This is a genomic window from Streptomyces sp. NPDC058457 (genome assembly GCF_042720695.1).
GTDB lineage: Bacteria > Actinomycetota > Actinomycetes > Streptomycetales > Streptomycetaceae > Streptomyces.
The window spans coordinates 1-14,482 of the sequence record NZ_JBHXLU010000073.1; the positions used below are offsets into that span (position 1 = coordinate 1).

General features: G+C 71.3%; 16 protein-coding genes. 7 read left to right on the plus strand and 9 right to left on the minus strand.

Annotated features, from left to right (window positions below; translation table 11 throughout):
- Positions 1 to 586 precede the first annotated feature (586 nt).
- Positions 587 to 1,795: a phosphoserine phosphatase SerB gene (serB, locus tag ACFWPS_RS39430; protein ID WP_383714783.1), complete on the plus strand. Its 1,209-nt coding sequence runs from the start codon at positions 587 to 589 to the stop codon at positions 1,793 to 1,795.
- A 118-nt stretch (positions 1,796 to 1,913) separates the two neighbouring features.
- On the opposite strand, the gene ACFWPS_RS39435 is transcribed toward serB, so the two are convergent.
- From ACFWPS_RS39435 to ACFWPS_RS39450, 4 genes are all read right to left on the minus strand, one after another.
- Entirely contained in the window at positions 1,914 to 2,432 is a 519-nt protein-coding gene (locus tag ACFWPS_RS39435; protein ID WP_383714786.1) for a SixA phosphatase family protein, read from the minus strand.
- Positions 2,433 to 2,511: 79 nt separating this feature from the next.
- Positions 2,512 to 2,718 carry a hypothetical protein gene (locus ACFWPS_RS39440; protein WP_189261052.1) on the minus strand — a complete coding sequence of 69 codons (207 nt, stop codon included), beginning with the start codon at positions 2,716 to 2,718 and terminating at the stop codon, positions 2,512 to 2,514.
- Positions 2,719 to 2,894: 176 nt separating this feature from the next.
- Positions 2,895 to 3,011 (minus strand): SGM_5486 family transporter-associated protein, encoded by a 117-nt coding sequence (locus ACFWPS_RS39445; protein ID WP_089107830.1) that lies wholly within the window; start codon positions 3,009 to 3,011, stop codon positions 2,895 to 2,897.
- Between the two features lie 199 nt (positions 3,012 to 3,210).
- Positions 3,211 to 4,530 carry a CynX/NimT family MFS transporter gene (locus ACFWPS_RS39450; RefSeq protein WP_383714787.1) on the minus strand — a complete coding sequence of 440 codons (1,320 nt, stop codon included), beginning with the start codon at positions 4,528 to 4,530 and terminating at the stop codon, positions 3,211 to 3,213.
- A 78-nt stretch (positions 4,531 to 4,608) separates the two neighbouring features.
- Between ACFWPS_RS39450 and ACFWPS_RS39455 the strand changes: the two genes are divergently transcribed.
- Positions 4,609 to 5,301, plus strand: a complete 693-nt coding sequence (locus ACFWPS_RS39455) for a FadR/GntR family transcriptional regulator (protein ID WP_383714789.1) — start codon at positions 4,609 to 4,611, stop codon at positions 5,299 to 5,301.
- On the opposite strand, the gene ACFWPS_RS39460 is transcribed toward ACFWPS_RS39455, so the two are convergent.
- The 3 genes from ACFWPS_RS39460 to fabG all read right to left on the minus strand — a co-directional run bounded on the left by ACFWPS_RS39460 (position 5,279) and on the right by fabG (position 7,284).
- On the minus strand, positions 5,279 to 5,629 hold the full coding sequence (locus ACFWPS_RS39460) for a hypothetical protein (RefSeq protein ID WP_383714792.1): 351 nt from the start codon (positions 5,627 to 5,629) through the stop codon (positions 5,279 to 5,281). The two genes, ACFWPS_RS39455 and ACFWPS_RS39460, sit on opposite strands and share 23 nt — an antisense overlap.
- A 162-nt stretch (positions 5,630 to 5,791) precedes the next feature.
- Positions 5,792 to 6,559 (minus strand): enoyl-ACP reductase FabI, encoded by a 768-nt coding sequence (fabI, locus tag ACFWPS_RS39465; RefSeq protein WP_089107826.1) that lies wholly within the window; start codon positions 6,557 to 6,559, stop codon positions 5,792 to 5,794.
- A gap of 5 nt (positions 6,560 to 6,564) precedes the next feature.
- Positions 6,565 to 7,284 (minus strand): 3-oxoacyl-[acyl-carrier-protein] reductase, encoded by a 720-nt coding sequence (fabG, locus tag ACFWPS_RS39470; RefSeq protein WP_383714793.1) that lies wholly within the window; start codon positions 7,282 to 7,284, stop codon positions 6,565 to 6,567.
- A 197-nt stretch (positions 7,285 to 7,481) separates the two neighbouring features.
- On the opposite strand from fabG, the gene ACFWPS_RS39475 reads away from it, so the two are divergent.
- The 3 genes from ACFWPS_RS39475 to tyrS all read left to right on the plus strand — a co-directional run bounded on the left by ACFWPS_RS39475 (position 7,482) and on the right by tyrS (position 11,902).
- Positions 7,482 to 9,077 carry a TldD/PmbA family protein gene (locus tag ACFWPS_RS39475; protein ID WP_383714796.1) on the plus strand — a complete coding sequence of 532 codons (1,596 nt, stop codon included), beginning with the start codon at positions 7,482 to 7,484 and terminating at the stop codon, positions 9,075 to 9,077.
- A gap of 82 nt (positions 9,078 to 9,159) precedes the next feature.
- Positions 9,160 to 10,554, plus strand: coding sequence for a metallopeptidase TldD-related protein (locus tag ACFWPS_RS39480; protein WP_383714798.1), 1,395 nt, complete (start codon positions 9,160 to 9,162; stop codon positions 10,552 to 10,554).
- 79 nt (positions 10,555 to 10,633) lie between these two features.
- Positions 10,634 to 11,902, plus strand: coding sequence for a tyrosine--tRNA ligase (gene tyrS / locus ACFWPS_RS39485; RefSeq protein ID WP_383714800.1), 1,269 nt, complete (start codon positions 10,634 to 10,636; stop codon positions 11,900 to 11,902).
- Positions 11,903 to 12,034: 132 nt separating this feature from the next.
- Here the strand turns inward: tyrS and ACFWPS_RS39490 are convergent, their stop codons facing one another.
- Positions 12,035 to 12,313, minus strand: coding sequence for a GlsB/YeaQ/YmgE family stress response membrane protein (locus ACFWPS_RS39490; RefSeq protein WP_383714803.1), 279 nt, complete (start codon positions 12,311 to 12,313; stop codon positions 12,035 to 12,037).
- Between the two features lie 245 nt (positions 12,314 to 12,558).
- Between ACFWPS_RS39490 and ACFWPS_RS39495 the strand changes: the two genes are divergently transcribed.
- Both ACFWPS_RS39495 and ACFWPS_RS39500 read left to right on the plus strand, forming a co-directional pair.
- Entirely contained in the window at positions 12,559 to 12,960 is a 402-nt protein-coding gene (locus tag ACFWPS_RS39495) for a DUF3099 domain-containing protein (protein WP_383714804.1), read from the plus strand.
- A gap of 224 nt (positions 12,961 to 13,184) precedes the next feature.
- The gene (locus ACFWPS_RS39500; RefSeq protein ID WP_383714806.1) at positions 13,185 to 13,397 is read left to right on the plus strand and encodes a hypothetical protein; all 213 of its coding nucleotides are present in this window, start codon (positions 13,185 to 13,187) and stop codon (positions 13,395 to 13,397) included.
- Positions 13,398 to 13,412: 15 nt separating this feature from the next.
- Here the strand turns inward: ACFWPS_RS39500 and moaA are convergent, their stop codons facing one another.
- Complete coding sequence (gene moaA, locus ACFWPS_RS39505) at positions 13,413 to 14,402, minus strand: GTP 3',8-cyclase MoaA (RefSeq protein WP_383714808.1); 990 nt, start codon at positions 14,400 to 14,402, stop codon at positions 13,413 to 13,415.
- Between the last annotated feature and the right edge of the window lie 80 nt (positions 14,403 to 14,482).

A 14,482-nucleotide genomic window follows, 5' to 3' on the forward strand; every position in this document is an offset into this window, starting at 1 on the left:
GGGCCGGGGTGTGGGGTCGGGGGGGGGGGGGGGGCGCGGGGGCGGGCCCCCCCGGCGGGGCCCCCGCTCGGCCGGCGCGCCGACGGACGACAGGCACCGGAGGAGAGCCGGCCGGGTGGCGGCGGGGACCGCTCCGACGCACCGCCGCCCGGCTCGGGCGATGTGTACGGCGCTCCCACCATGGCCCGGCCGATCGACCCGCCGCCCCGCTCCTCGCGGCCCCGGCCGGGCGGGCGGCGGCCCGACGGGTCCCAGGGCGGTCCGAGCGCCGGGCCGCCGCCACCGCCACCGCCTCCTCCCCCACCCCCTCCGCCGCCGCCCGGGCGGCCCCGGCGGTGAGACCTGGCGCCGGGCCGGGAGCGGCGGCCGCGCGGATCGGCACGTCCGCCGCGCGCGTGTCCCGGTGCCGAACCGTGCGTGAAGACACGGCCGGGTGTACTCCTGACCAGGCCCTGGACATCGCACGCGCGTTCACCTGTAGCCCGGAAGCAAAGCGTCCGACACCGGCCCGACACCTATTGTTCCGTGTCCGTCAGGCGGACCACCTGCGCCGCAGGCACTGGGTGCCGGTTACGGTGGTTACACCATGAGCGATCCGCAGACCTCCGAGGTCCCCACTCTCCTCGTCAAGATTTTCGGCAAGGACAGGCCGGGCATCACGGCCGGCCTCTTCGACACTCTTGCCGCCTACATGGTCGACGTGGTCGACATCGAGCAGGTCGTCACGCGAGGCCGCCTGGTGCTGTGCGCGCTCGTGACCCAGCCCCCGGCGGGGCTGGAGGGCGACCTCCGGGCGACCGTGCACAGCTGGGCCGAGTCGATGAAGATGCAGGCGGAGATCATCTCCGGCCGCGGCGACAACCGCCCGCGCGGTCTCGGCCGTTCCCTGGTCACCGTCCTCGGCCACCCCCTGACCGCCGAGTCGACGGCCGCCATCGCCGCCCGGATCGCCAAGACCGGCGGCAACATCGACCGTATCTTCCGGCTCGCCAAGTACCCGGTGACGGCCGTCGAGTTCGCGGTGTCCGGCGTGGAGACCGAGCCGCTGCGCACCGCCCTGGCCTCCGACGCGGCCGAGCTCGGCGTGGACATCGCGGTCGTGGCGGCGGGTCTGCACCGGCGGGCCCAGCGGCTGGTCGTCATGGACGTGGACTCGACGCTCATCCAGGACGAGGTGATCGAGCTCTTCGCCGCGCACGCCGGGTGCGAGGACCAGGTCGCGGAGGTGACGGCGGCCGCGATGCGCGGCGAGCTGGACTTCGAGCAGTCGCTGCACGCGCGCGTGGCGCTGCTGAAGGGGCTGGACGAGTCGGTCGTGCAGAAGGTGCGCGCCGAGGTGCGGCTGACGCCGGGCGCGCGGACCCTGATCCGTACGCTGAAGCGGCTCGGCTACCAAGTCGGCGTCGTCTCGGGCGGTTTCACCCAGGTCACCGACGATCTGAAGGAGCGGCTGGGGCTGGACTTCGCCCAGGCCAACACGCTGGAGATCGTCGACGGGAAGCTGACCGGCCGGGTGACCGGCGAGATCGTGGACCGGGCGGGCAAGGCGCGGCTGCTGCGCCGGTTCGCCGCCGAGGCGGGTGTGCCGCTGGTGCAGACGGTGGCCATCGGCGACGGGGCCAACGACCTGGACATGCTGAACGCGGCCGGTCTCGGTGTCGCCTTCAACGCGAAGCCGGTGGTCCGCGAGGCCGCGCACACGGCGGTGAACTTCCCGTTCCTGGACACGGTCCTCTATCTGCTGGGCGTCACCCGCGAAGAGGTCGAGGCGGCCGACACTCTCGACGAGAGCTGAACCGTCCGGCCGATCCGACACGCCGATCCGGACACGCCGATCCGGACCGAGGGGCCGGGCACCGTTCTCCACGGTGCCCGGCCCCTCGGCGTGCCACGTCAGTGGTGGTGCGGTGGTCTCATTCCGAGGGTGCCCAGTAGTCCGCGAGTGTGGCCACGCCGGGCTCCAGGGCCTTCCAGGAGCCCTCGTGCGTCACGACGGCGAAGGCGGCCGCGGGGAAGCCCCGGCGGTTCATCCGCTCGCGGGCGTCGTCCTCGGCGGTGCCGACGAGGATCTCGGTCACACCGTGCACGCCGGGGTTGTGACCGATGAGGATCACGTTCTGTACGTCGTCGGGCACCTCGTTGAGCACCGCGATCAGCTCGCCCGGCGAGGCCTCGTACACCCGCTCCTCATAGACGGTTTTCGGCCGGTGCGCGAGCTCATGGACGGCGAGCTTCCAGGTCTCCCGGGTACGCACGGAGGTGGAGCACAGGGCCAGGTCGAAGGTGATGCCGCTGTCCGCCAGCTTGCGTCCGGCGACGGCGGCGTCCATTCGGCCCCGGTCAGCGAGCGGTCGCTCGTGGTCGGTCACCTGTGGCCAGTCGGCTTTCGCATGGCGGAAGAGGACAATCCTGCGGGGTTCTGCGACGCTCATGGCACCCAGCTTCGCATGAAACAGGCCATCGGGCGCAGGGAGTTGACATGCGGCTTCGCACTGCCCGGAGGTACGGCGGCTAGCGGGTGACGAGCTGCTGTACGCGCTCGAAGAGGTGGGTGACGGCGGGGTCGCCGGTGGCCGCGTGGGCGTCCGCCGGGTTCAGTATGAGAATCAGCAGGGCGACGAAGGCGAGCGCGGGAAGGGCGAGCGCCCACCAGGGGAGCCGGATGTCGACGCTGCCCGGGGTCGCCGGGTGGGGCCGGGTGTGCGTTAGGGCCGGCATGATCGCCTCCGCTGGTCTCCGAGGTCCGTCGGCCGTCCTCGCGGCCACACCTCGAAACTACGGAATCCGCGGTCGCCAACCCATCCGGTGATCCACCCACTTGACCCTGACCCTCACCCCCTAGGGGATGGTGGGGCTAGCCCCACCCTCGGCCGCGGGGGCGGTGGTCGGCGTGGTCAGGGGGACGCGAGGGTCGCGATGACGGCGATGACGATGAAGATGGCGAAGAACGAGCCGAAGACGATCAGCATCTTCTTCTGACCGTTCTGGGGGTTCGGGTCGAGCACTGGCATGGGGCCAGTCTGGCACCCTCGGAAGGGGACGGACCGGGCGGGGGGCCACGACACGGGTCGGCAGGGGCCGACGGGGGCCGACACGGGCCGATGGGGGCGGCACGGGCCGACGGGGCCGGTGCGACGAGGCGATCCCGGTCGGCTCGACGCCACGCGGGTGCAGCCGGCTCGACGGCACGCGGCCTCGGCCGGCTCTACGTCACGCGGTCGCGGCCGCCTCGTCCTCCACCGTGCGGTCGCGGCCCGCCAGGACGCCGACGGCCATCTGCGGGATCATCAGGCCGATCATGAGGGCGATCGGTAGGCCCCAGCCGCCGCCGTGCTGGTAGAGCACGCCCACCAGCAGCGGGCCGGGGATGGAGATCAGGTATCCGGCGCTCTGGGCGAAGGCGGAGAGCTGGGCGACGCCCGCGCCGGTCCTGGCCCGCATCCCGACCATCGTGAGGGCCAGCGGGAAGGCACAGTTCGAGATGCCGAGCAGCACGGCCCAGGCCCAGGCGCCGCCGGCGGGCGCGAGGTACAGGCCGGCGTATCCGGCGAGGCCGCAGACACCGAGCGCGATCACGATCGGGCCCTGGTGCGGCAGCCGGGTGGCCACGCGCGGGATGACGAAGGCCAGCGGAACGCCCATCGCCATGGTGACGGCCAGCAGCAGCCCCGCCGTGCTCGCGGAGACGCCCGCGTCCCGGAAGATCTGCGCCATCCAGCCCATCGTGATGTAGGCGGCGGTGGCCTGGAGCCCGAAGAACACGGCGAGCGCCCAGGCGGTACGGCTGCGGGTGATCCGCAGGGCGGGCGGCTGCCGCTCCGCACGCGCGCGTGCCCCGGCCCCGGCCTCTGCCGCTGCCTCGGGAGCCGGTGCCGTTCCCCGGTCCCGTACCAGCGGAACCCACGGCAGCACCGCGGCCGCCGCGAGCCCGCCCCACACGGCCAGCCCGGTCTGCCAGCCGCCGCCCAGCGCGTCCGTCATGGGCACGGTCACCGCGGCGGCCACCGAGGTGCCGGCGGCGAGGGCCATCGAGTACAGGCCGGTCATGGAGCCGACCCGGTCGGGGAACCAGCGCTTGACGATGACCGGCATCAGCACGTTGCTGACCGCGATGCCCATGAGCGCGAGCGCGCTGCCGGCCAGGAACCCGGCCGTGCTCCCGGCGTACGGCCGTATCAGCAGGCCGGCCGTGACGGCCACCATGCCGGCGCAGACCACGGCCACCGGGCCGAAGCGGCGGGCGAGACGGGGGGCCATGACACCGAAGACGGCGAAGCAGAACGGCGGCACGGAGGTGAGCAGCCCGGCCACGCTGCCGCTCATGCCGAGGCCGTCCCGGACCTCCTCCAGGAGCGCGCCCAGGCTGGTGATGGCGGGCCGGAGGTTGACCGCGGACAGCACGATGCCGATGACGACCAGCCGTGTCGTCCACGCGCGCGTGGCGGTCGCGGGGCTCCCTTCGGGTGCCGTCGTCCGTGGTGCCGTAGCGGTCGAGGTCTCGGTTTCCTTGCCTGCCATGAGGCCCATCATAGAATCATGGGATGATTGGTTGTCCATCCCCGGGCAGGCCCGATCGCTCCCGTCGGCCCTCGCGTGCGAAGGTGTGTCATGCCTCTGAGCCATCCGCGCCGCTCGGCGCTGTCCGAGCAGGTCATCGCCGAGCTGCGGAACCAGATCACCTCGGGCGAATGGCCGGTGGGCTCGCGCATCCCCACCGAGCCGGAGCTGGTCGAGCAGCTCGGGGTGGCCCGCAACACCGTCCGCGAGGCCGTCCGGGCGCTGGCGCACAACGGCCTGCTGGACATCCGCCAGGGCTCGGGGACGTACGTGGCGGCGACCAGTGAGCTGGCCGGTGTGATGCACCGCCGGTTCGCCGAGGCCGACCCCCGGCACATCGCCGAGCTGCGCTCCACCCTGGAGTCGTCGGCCGCCCGGCTGGCCGCGGTCCGTCGCACCGAGAAGGACCTCAGGCAGCTCGACGCCCTCCTGGCGCGCCGCGAGCAGGCCTGGCGATCGGGGGAGGCGGAGGCCTTCGTGACGGCGGACGCGACCCTGCACCTGGCCGTGGTGGCCGCCTCGCACAACGACGTGCTGACGGCGATGTACGCCGACCTGGGCGAGGTGCTGCGGGAGTGGCTGCGCGCGGACGTCGGCGCGGAGCTGACGCCGCAGTCGTACATGGACCACGCGCGGCTGGTCGAGGCGATCCGCGCGGGCGACGCGGACGCGGCCGCGAAGGAGGCGGCGAGCTACCCGTTCCTGTGCCGTCCGGACCGGTTCAGCTCACCTTCTGGTGACTGACCCACACCGCGCGGACGTCCTTCCAGCATCGGCCGGAGAGCCGTACGGTCATCGCCGGGCCGGTGTCGACCGGGGAGCCGTCGGTGTCGATGTCCCACCACTGGGCGCACTCGATGTGCAGCCGGACCCGGTCGGTGTCGACGTAGGGGTTGTGGCAGTAGGCCACCACGTGGGAGCCGCGGACGGTGGTCCGGCACGCCGCGCCGAACAGCTGCGGGGCCGGCTTGTGCCCGCTCGGCACGCGCGCGTGGCACTCCGCGTCGTAGGGCAGCGTCAGCACGAGGGCGAGGGCCAGGGTCACCGGGGCCAGGCTGCGGGACAGGCGCACAAGGGGACCTCCTCGGCCGGGCTGGGGAGGGACATCGCGCGGTGAACGCTTGCTCCACGCGTAATCCAGGGTGCGCCGCCGGAGCGGCGACGGCCCGGCCGGTGGGCCGAACGGGTGAGGCCCGCACCCCTGCGGGATGCGGGCCTCGGGAGTCCGTGCGGGTCAGGCGCCGATGGCGTGCAGACCGCCGTCCACGTGGATGATCTCGCCGGTGGTCTTCGGGAACCAGTCGCTCAACAGGGCGACGATGCCCTTGCCGGCCGGCTCGGGGTCCTTGAGGTCCCACTCCAGCGGGGAGCGGTGGTCCCAGACGGCGGCCAGGTCGCTGAAGCCCGGGATGGACTTGGCGGCCATGGAGGCGAGCGGGCCCGCGGAGATGAGATTGCAGCGGATGTTCTGCTTGCCCAGGTCGCGCGCGACGTAACGGCTGGTGGCCTCCAGGGCGGCCTTGGCCGGACCCATCCAGTCGTACTGCGGCCAGGCGTACTGGGCGTCGAAGGTGAGGCCGACGACCGAGCCGCCGTTCTGCATCAGCGGCAGGCAGGCCATGGTCAGCGACTTCAGGGAGTACGCCGAGACGTGCATGGCGGTCGCGACGGACTCGAACGGCGTGTTCAGGAAGTTGCCGCCGAGCGCGTCCTGCGGGGCGAAGCCGATGGAGTGGACGACGCCGTCGAGGCCGCCGAGCTCCTCGCCGACGAGGTCGGCAAGGCGGCCGAGGTGCTCATCGTTCGTCACGTCCAGCTCGATGACCTTGGTGGGCTTCGGCAGCTTCTTGGCGATGCGCTCGGTCAGCGTGGGCCGCGGGAACGCCGTGAGGATGATCTCGGCACCCTGCTCCTGGGCCAGCTTGGCCGCGTGGAAGGCGATGGAGGACTCCATCAGCACACCCGTGATCAGGATGCGCTTGCCCTCGAGGATTCCGCTCATGGTGATCAGTGACCCATTCCCAGTCCGCCGTCAACGGGGATGACGGCTCCAGTGATGTACGAGGCGTCGTCCGAGGCGAGGAACCGCACCGTCGCGGCGACCTCCTCGGGCTCCGCGTACCGTCCGAGCGGCACCTGCGACACGATGGCGGCGCGCTGCTCGTCGGTGAGCACCTTGGTCATGTCGGTGTCGACGAAGCCGGGCGCGACGACGTTGAAGGTGATGTTGCGCGAACCCAGCTCACGGGCGAGGGACCGCGCGAAGCCGACCAGGGCGGCCTTGGAGGCGGCGTAGTTGGCCTGGCCGGGGCCGCCGTAGAGGCCGACGACCGAGGAGATGAGGACGACGCGGCCCTTCTTGGCACGCAGCATGCCCCGGTTGGCGCGCTTGACGACCCGGAAGGTGCCGGTGAGGTTGGTGTCGAGGACCGAGGTGAAGTCCTCCTCGGACATGCGCATCAAAAGCGTGTCCTTGGTGATGCCGGCGTTGGCGATCAGGACCTCGACCGGGCCGTGCGCGTCCTCGATCTCCTTGTAGGCCTGCTCCACCTGCTCGGAGTCGGTGATGTCGCACTTGACGGCGAGGCAGCCGAGTTCCTTGAGGATGGCCGGCGGCTCACCCGAGCGGTACGTGATGGCAACCTTGTCGCCGTTGTCGGCGAAAGCGCGGGCGATGGCGAGGCCGATGCCCCGGTTGCCTCCAGTGACGAGAACCGAGCGGCTCAACGGATCACCCTTTCGTTCGGTCTGACCACCCGCCCGAGCAGCTGGCACGACAGGCGGCTTCATCGAAAACCTATCGGTCCCGCCATCGCCGCGGGCAAGCGGGCACCGACAGTGGCTCGGGAGTGTCACTGTCGGGTCCCTACAGAAAAGCCCGACGCCGGGCCGAAACCTGTGGTCGTCGCGCCCGCGGGCGCGACATGATCGGACGGACAGGCCACGACAGCAGGGAGACCTCCGTGCCTCATTCCATCGACGAAGCCTTCACGGCGCTTCCGCTACGGGCCCTGGCCGACGCCGCGCTGGCACGCGCGCGTGCGCTGGGGGCCGAGCACGCGGACTTCCGGTTCGAGCGGGTGCGCAGCGCGTCCTGGCGGCTCAGGGACGCCAAGCCCGCCGGATCGTCGGACACCACCGACCTCGGGTACGCGGTCCGGGTCGTGCACGGCGGTACCTGGGGCTTCGCGTCGGGGGTGGACCTGACCCTCGACGCGGCCGCCAAGGTCGCCTCGCAGGCGGTGGCGATGGCGAAGCTCTCGGCGCAGGTCATCAAGGCCGCCGGGTCCGACGTGGGGGCACCTCCCACGCCTTTCGGGCAGTGGGGGAGGGTGCAGCTGGCCGACGAGCCGGTACACGCGGAGAAGACGTGGATCTCGTCGTACGAGATCGATCCGTTCTCCGTGCCGGACGAGGAGAAGGCTGCGCTGCTCGCGGAGTGGAGCACGCGGCTGCTGGCGGCGAACGGCGTCAACCACGTCGACGCCTCGCTGCTCACCGTGCACGAGAACAAGTTCTACGCGGACACGGCCGGGACCGTGACGACGCAGCAGCGGGTGCGGCTGCATCCGCAGCTGACGGCGGTGTCGGTCGACGATTCCAGCGGCGAGTTCGACTCCATGCGGACCATCGCACCGCCGGTCGGCCGCGGCTGGGAGTACCTCACCGGCACCGGCTGGGACTGGGACACCGAGCTGGAGCAGATCCCGGAGCTGCTGGCCGAGAAGATGCGGGCGCCGAGTGTCGAGGCGGGCCTGTACGACCTGGTGGTCGATCCCTCCAACCTGTGGCTGACCATCCACGAGTCCATCGGCCACGCCACCGAGCTGGACCGCGCACTCGGCTACGAGGCCGCCTACGCCGGCACCTCCTTCGCCACCTTCGACCAGCTCGGCAAGTTGAAGTACGGCTCCGAGCTGATGAACGTCACCGGCGACCGCACCGCCGAGCACGGCCTCGCGACCATCGGCTACGACGACGAGGGCGTGGCGGGCCAGTCCTGGGACCTGGTGAAGGACGGCACGCTCGTCGGCTACCAGCTGGACCGCAGGATCGCGCGGCTGACCGGCTTCGACCGCTCCAACGGGTGCGCGTACGCCGACTCCCCCGGGCATGTCCCCGTGCAGCGCATGGCCAACGTGTCCCTGCAGCCGGACCCGGCCGGGCTGGCGACGGAGGACCTGATCGGCGGGGTCGACCGCGGGATCTATGTGGTCGGCGACCGCTCCTGGTCGATCGACATGCAAAGGTACAATTTTCAATTTACCGGACAGCGGTTCTTCAGGATCGAGAACGGCCGGATCACCGGGCAGCTGCGCGATGTCGCCTACCAGGCGACGACCACGGACTTCTGGGGCTCCATGGCGGCCGTCGGCGGCCCCCAGACGTACGTCCTCGGCGGCGCCTTCAACTGCGGCAAGGCCCAGCCGGGACAGGTCGCCGCCGTGTCGCACGGCTGCCCCTCGGCCCTCTTCAAGGGCGTCAACATCCTCAACACCACGCAGGAGGCCGGTCGATGAGCGTCAGTGCAGGACTCGGCTGGGGGTCCGGGGGTTACCCCCCGGGAAAGCACAGTCTCAACACCACGCAGGAGGCCGGTCGATGAGCGCCCGTAACAACAAGCCGCACGAGATCGTCGAGCGCGCTCTGGAACTGTCGCGGGCCGACGGCTGTGTGGTCATCGCCGACGAGCACTCCACCGCCAACCTGCGCTGGGCCGGCAACGCGCTCACCACGAACGGCGTCACGCGCGGCCGTTCGCTCACCGTCGTCGCGACGGTCGACGGCAAGGAGGGCACCGCCTCGGGCGTGGTGTCCCGGGCGGCCGTGACCGCGGACGACCTGGAGCCGTTGGTGCGGGCCGCCGAGGCCGCCGCGCGCGGTGCCGGACCCGCCGAGGACGCCCAGCCGCTGGTCACCGGCGTGCCGGAGGCCCCGGACTTCACGGACGCGCCCGCCGAGACCTCCTCCGCCGTGTTCGCCGACTTCGCCCCGGCGCTCGGCGAGGCCTTCGCACGCGCGCGTGCCGGTGGCCGCGAGCTGTACGGCTTCGCCAACCACGAACTCGTGTCGACGTACGTGGGCACCTCGACCGGGCTGCGGCTGCGGCACGACCAGCCCACCGGCACGCTGGAACTGAACGCCAAGTCGCCGGACCGTACGCGCTCCGCCTGGGCCGGGCGGTCCACGCGGGACTTCAAGGACGTCGACCCCGGCACGCTCGACGCCGAGCTGGCCGTACGGCTGGGCTGGGCCGAGCGGCGCGTGGACCTCCCGGCCGGCCGGTACGAGACGCTGCTGCCGCCGACCGCCGTCGCCGACCTGCTGATCTACCAGCTGTGGTCGGCGTCCGGGCGGGACGCGACCGAAGGACGGACGGTGTTCTCGAAGCCGGGCGGCGGCACCCGGGTCGGCGAGAAGCTGGCCGACCTGCCGCTGACCCTGCGCAGCGACCCGAACGAGCCGGGTCTGGAGTGCGCGCCCTTCGTCGTCGCGCACTCCTCCGGCGGGGACCAGTCGGTCTTCGACAACGGGCTGCCGGTCGCCCCCACCGAGTGGGTCGCGGACGGCAGGCTGAAGCACCTGACGACCACCCGGCACAGCGCGGGCCTCACCGGGCTGCCGGTCGCCCCGGCGGGCGGCAACCTGATCCTCGACGGCGGCCAGGACCGCTCCCTGGAGGACATGGTCGCGTCGACCGAGCGCGGGCTGCTGCTGACCTGCCTCTGGTACATCCGCGAGGTCGACCCGGCGACGCTGCTGCTCACCGGCCTGACCCGGGACGGTGTCTACCTGGTGGAGAACGGCCAGGTCACCGGGCAGGTGAACAACTTCCGGTTCAACGAGTCGCCGGTGGACCTGCTGGGGCGGGCGACCGAGGCCGGACGCACGGAAAAGACGCTGCCGAGGGAGTGGAGCGACTGGTTCACTAGGGCTGCGATGCCCGCGCTGCGCGTGCCCGACTTCAATATGAGCTCTGTCAGTCAGGGCGTATAACCTCGTAGCCGGTGGTCGCACGACCGCCCGAAGATCATCCAGAGATCTGCCGAAGATCGCTCAAGGAGATACGAGAACCGTGACGGACATCGTCGACGAGCTGAAGTGGCGGGGGCTCATCGCCCTCTCCACGGACGAGGACGCATTGCGCAAGGCGTTCGCGGACGGTCCCGTCACGTTCTATTGCGGCTTCGACCCGACCGCGCCCAGCCTGCACCTCGGCAACCTCGTGCAGATCCTGACGATGCGCCGGATCCAGCAGGCGGGCAACCGCCCGCTGGGCCTGGTCGGGGGCGCCACCGGCCTGATCGGTGACCCGAAGCCGAACTCCGAGCGCACGCTCAACGCCCCCGAGGTCGTCGCCCAGTGGGTCGAGCGGCTGCGCGCCCAGATCGCTCCGCTGCTGGACTTCGAGGGTCCGAACGCGGCGGTCATGGTCAACAACCTGGACTGGACGCAGGGCCTGTCGGCCATCGAGTTCCTGCGGGACATCGGCAAGCACTTCCGCGTGAACAAGATGATCGCGAAGGAGGCCGTGGCCCGGCGCCTGGAGTCCCAGGAGGGCATCAGCTACACGGAGTTCAGCTACCAGATCCTGCAGGGCATGGACTTCCTGCAGCTGTACCGGCGGTACGGCTGCACGTTGCAGACCGGCGGCAGCGACCAGTGGGGCAACCTCACCTCGGGCACCGACCTGATCCACAAGGTCGAGCCCGACGCCGTGGTGCACGCACTGGGCACACCGCTGATCACCAAGGCCGACGGCACCAAGTTCGGCAAGACGGAGTCCGGCACGGTCTGGCTCGACCCGGAGATGACCACGCCGTACGCCTTCTACCAGTTCTGGCTGAACGCGGACGACCGGGACGTCTCCAAGTTCCTGCGCATCTTCAGCTTCAGGTCCCACGAGGAGATCGAAGAGCTGGAGAAGCAGACCGAGGAGCGTCCGCAGGCGCGGGCCGCACAGCGGGCGCTGGCCGAGGAGCTGACCACGTTGGTGCACGGCGCCGACCAGACGGCTGCCGTGATGGCCGCGTCCCGTGCCCTCTTCGGGCAGGGCGAGCTGGCGGAGCTGGACGACCGGACGCTGGCCGCCGCGCTGTCCGAGGTGCCGCACGTGCGGGTCGCCGAGCTGGGTCCGGTGGTCGACCTGCTCGCCGAGGTCGGGCTGGTGGCCAGCAAGTCCGCTGCGCGGCGGACCGTGAAGGAGGGCGGGGCCTACGTGAACAACGTGAAGGTGACCGCCGAGGACGCGGTGCCGGCCGCGGACGAGCTGCTGCACGGGCGGTGGCTGGTGCTGCGGCGGGGGAAGAAGAACCTGGCGGCCGTGGAGGTCGTCGGTTCGTGAGCGCCGTGGGGGTGCGGGGTGCGTTGTCGGCCGCAGGTTCGACGTGGCTGATCGCGCAGTTCCCCGCGCCCCTTTCGGGGCGCTTCAGTTCGGGGCGCTGTGAGGTTCGGGGCGCTGTGAAGTCCCGGGGGCTCAGGTGTGCTGCTTTCGCTTTCCCACTGTCGCCGTGTACGCCATGTCGCCCAGGAAGACGATGATGATCGCCGCCACCAGCTGGAACAGGTGGCGGGTCCAGTCGATGCCCTTCGTCTCCGCCACGCCCACCGCGCGGGCGATCGCGTTGCCGGCGATGGCGCCCAGGATGCCGAAGATGGTCGTCAGCCAGAGTGGGCTGTGCTGCTTGCCCGGGATGACCGCCTTCGCGATCAGCCCCAGCACGAAACCCACGATGATCGCCCACAACCAGCCCATGACTGCCTCCTCGTACGGCTCGACGTGAGCATTACGCCAAGTCTGGGTCCGTGCGCCGTACGGCGCATGTCGGTACCGCCGTACGCGCTACGGCGCAGGGCGTTCACGCAGGCAGGAGGGCGACCCGGTCTCGAAGGCGGCGCAGGCGCGGCGTAACGTGGGAAGCATCCTGGCCCGGTTACCCGAGCGGGTGCGGACCGGGTAGGGGCCGGGGAGAGTCCGATGCGGGCGGATGGTGGAATGTGATGCGGAAGCAGCGCGGCGACGGCAACGTCCAGGTGTTCCGGATCACCGGAGCCCGCACCGGCCTGGCGGAGGACGTACGCGGCCGGCAGCGACGGTACATCATCTCGATGACCATCCGGACCATGTCGGTGATCCTCGCGGTGACGTTGTGGAACGTCGAACGGTACGTCGCCGTCGTGGCTTTGGTGCTCGGGGCACTGCTCCCGTATGTCGCCGTGGTGATCGCCAACGCGGGACGGGAACGGCCGCCGTCGCTTCCGTCGACCTTCGGGGTCGCGCCGACCCGGCTGATGATCACACCGCCGCGGGCGGAGGCGACACATGCGGAATCCGTCCCGGAGGACGCGGTGGCGGACCCGGCGGCGGGGGCCGCGAGCGGCGAGCGGCCGGGGTCGGTCTGAGGATCGGGACGCGTCGCGGACAGGCTGCGACCCCGCGCGAAGCTCAAGAAATGCTCAGATCAATCGTGCTGTTCCAGTGCCGGGCCAAGGGTGACCCATGACATACTGCGTACGCGCTCCGCATCCCCCGTCGGAGCGACGGACCGACGCCGGGCAGCTCCCCCCGTGGCTGCTCGGCGTCGCCTTGTTTGCGGGGCTTTTTTGCGAGACTGCGAGACGAAGCAGTGAGTGACGTCATTTGTTCGGCCAAGGGCTGTCGCGCCGACGCGGTGTGGGTGCTGGCGTGGAACAACCCGAAGATTCACACGCCGGAGCGGCGCAAGACCTGGCTCGCCTGTGAGGAGCACCGGGAGCATCTCTCGCAGTTCCTGGGGGTGCGGGGGTTCTTGAAGGACGTGGTGCTGTTGCGGGAGTGGGAGCCGCCCTCGCCCGAGTAGGCGGGGCAGGCCGGGTCAGCCGCCGATCGCGGACATCGGCCGGTCCGGCTGCACGAACGCCGGATCGTCCAGTCCCGCCCCCGCCTTCTTCCCCCACATCGCCAGCCGCCAGCGGCGGGCGATCTCCTCGTCCGGCGCGCCCGAGCGGAGCGCACCGCGCAGGTCCGTCTCCTCCCGCGCGAACAGGCAGGTCCGTATCTGGCCGTCGGCCGTCAGGCGGGTGCGGTCGCAGGCCGCGCAGAACGGGCGGGTGACCGAGGCGATGACGCCGACGCGGTGCGGGCCGCCGTCGACCAGCCAGCGCTCCGCCGGGGCCGAGCCGCGGTCGTCCGCGCCCTCGGGGGTGAGGTCGAAGCGGGTGCGCAGGGAGGCGAGGATGTCCCCGGCCGTCACCATGCTGTCGCGCTTCCAGCCGTGCTGGGCGTCCAGCGGCATCTGCTCGATGAAGCGCAGCTCGTAGCCGTGGGCCACCGCCCAGGCGAGCAGGTCGGGGGCCTCGTCCTCGTTCAGCCCCGGCATCAGGACCGTGTTGACCTTGACCGGGGTGAGGCCGGCGTCGTGGGCGGCCCGGAGACCGTCCAGGACGTCCTGGTGGCGGTCGCGGCGGGTGAGGGTCTTGAAGACGTCCGGGCGCAGGGTGTCCAGGGAGACGTTGACCCGGTCCAGGCCGGCGGCCTTCAGGGCCGTCGCGGTGCGGCGCAGGCCGATGCCGTTGGTCGTCAGGGACGTCCGAGGACGGGGTGCCAGGGCCGCCACCCGCTCCACGATGCCGACCAGGCCCGGCCGCAGCAGCGGCTCGCCGCCGGTGAAGCGGACCTCCTCGACGCCCAGCAGGCGGACGGCGATGTCGATCAGCCGGACGATCTCGTCGTCCGTGAGCAGGTCGGGCTTGGCCAGCCACTGCAGCCCCTCCTCGGGCATGCAGTACGTGCAGCGCAGATTGCACCGGTCGGTCAGCGAGACCCTCAGATCGGTGGCCACCCGGCCATAGGTGTCGATGAGCACGTGGGCCCCCTCCCGCGTCCGAACCAGTTCTTTCCCGTCACCTGCGAGCCTACGTGACACCACCGACATCGCGAGGGGCC

Coding starts and splice junctions, on each gene's coding strand:
- ACFWPS_RS39455 (WP_383714789.1), top strand. CDS start 4,609: ATGCCTCTGAGCCATCCGCGCCGCTCGGCGCTGTCCGAGCAGGTCATC.
- ACFWPS_RS39495 (WP_383714804.1), top strand. CDS start 12,559: ATGCGGAAGCAGCGCGGCGACGGCAACGTCCAGGTGTTCCGGATCACC.
- ACFWPS_RS39475 (WP_383714796.1), top strand. CDS start 7,482: ATGATCGGACGGACAGGCCACGACAGCAGGGAGACCTCCGTGCCTCAT.
- ACFWPS_RS39445 (WP_089107830.1), bottom strand. CDS start 3,011: ATGCCAGTGCTCGACCCGAACCCCCAGAACGGTCAGAAGAAGATGCTG.
- ACFWPS_RS39490 (WP_383714803.1), bottom strand. CDS start 12,313: ATGGGCTGGTTGTGGGCGATCATCGTGGGTTTCGTGCTGGGGCTGATC.
- fabI (WP_089107826.1), bottom strand. CDS start 6,559: ATGAGCGGAATCCTCGAGGGCAAGCGCATCCTGATCACGGGTGTGCTG.
- ACFWPS_RS39435 (WP_383714786.1), bottom strand. CDS start 2,432: ATGAGCGTCGCAGAACCCCGCAGGATTGTCCTCTTCCGCCATGCGAAA.
- ACFWPS_RS39440 (WP_189261052.1), bottom strand. CDS start 2,718: ATGCCGGCCCTAACGCACACCCGGCCCCACCCGGCGACCCCGGGCAGC.
- ACFWPS_RS39480 (WP_383714798.1), top strand. CDS start 9,160: ATGAGCGCCCGTAACAACAAGCCGCACGAGATCGTCGAGCGCGCTCTG.
- ACFWPS_RS39450 (WP_383714787.1), bottom strand. CDS start 4,530: ATGATGGGCCTCATGGCAGGCAAGGAAACCGAGACCTCGACCGCTACG.
- serB (WP_383714783.1), top strand. CDS start 587: ATGAGCGATCCGCAGACCTCCGAGGTCCCCACTCTCCTCGTCAAGATT.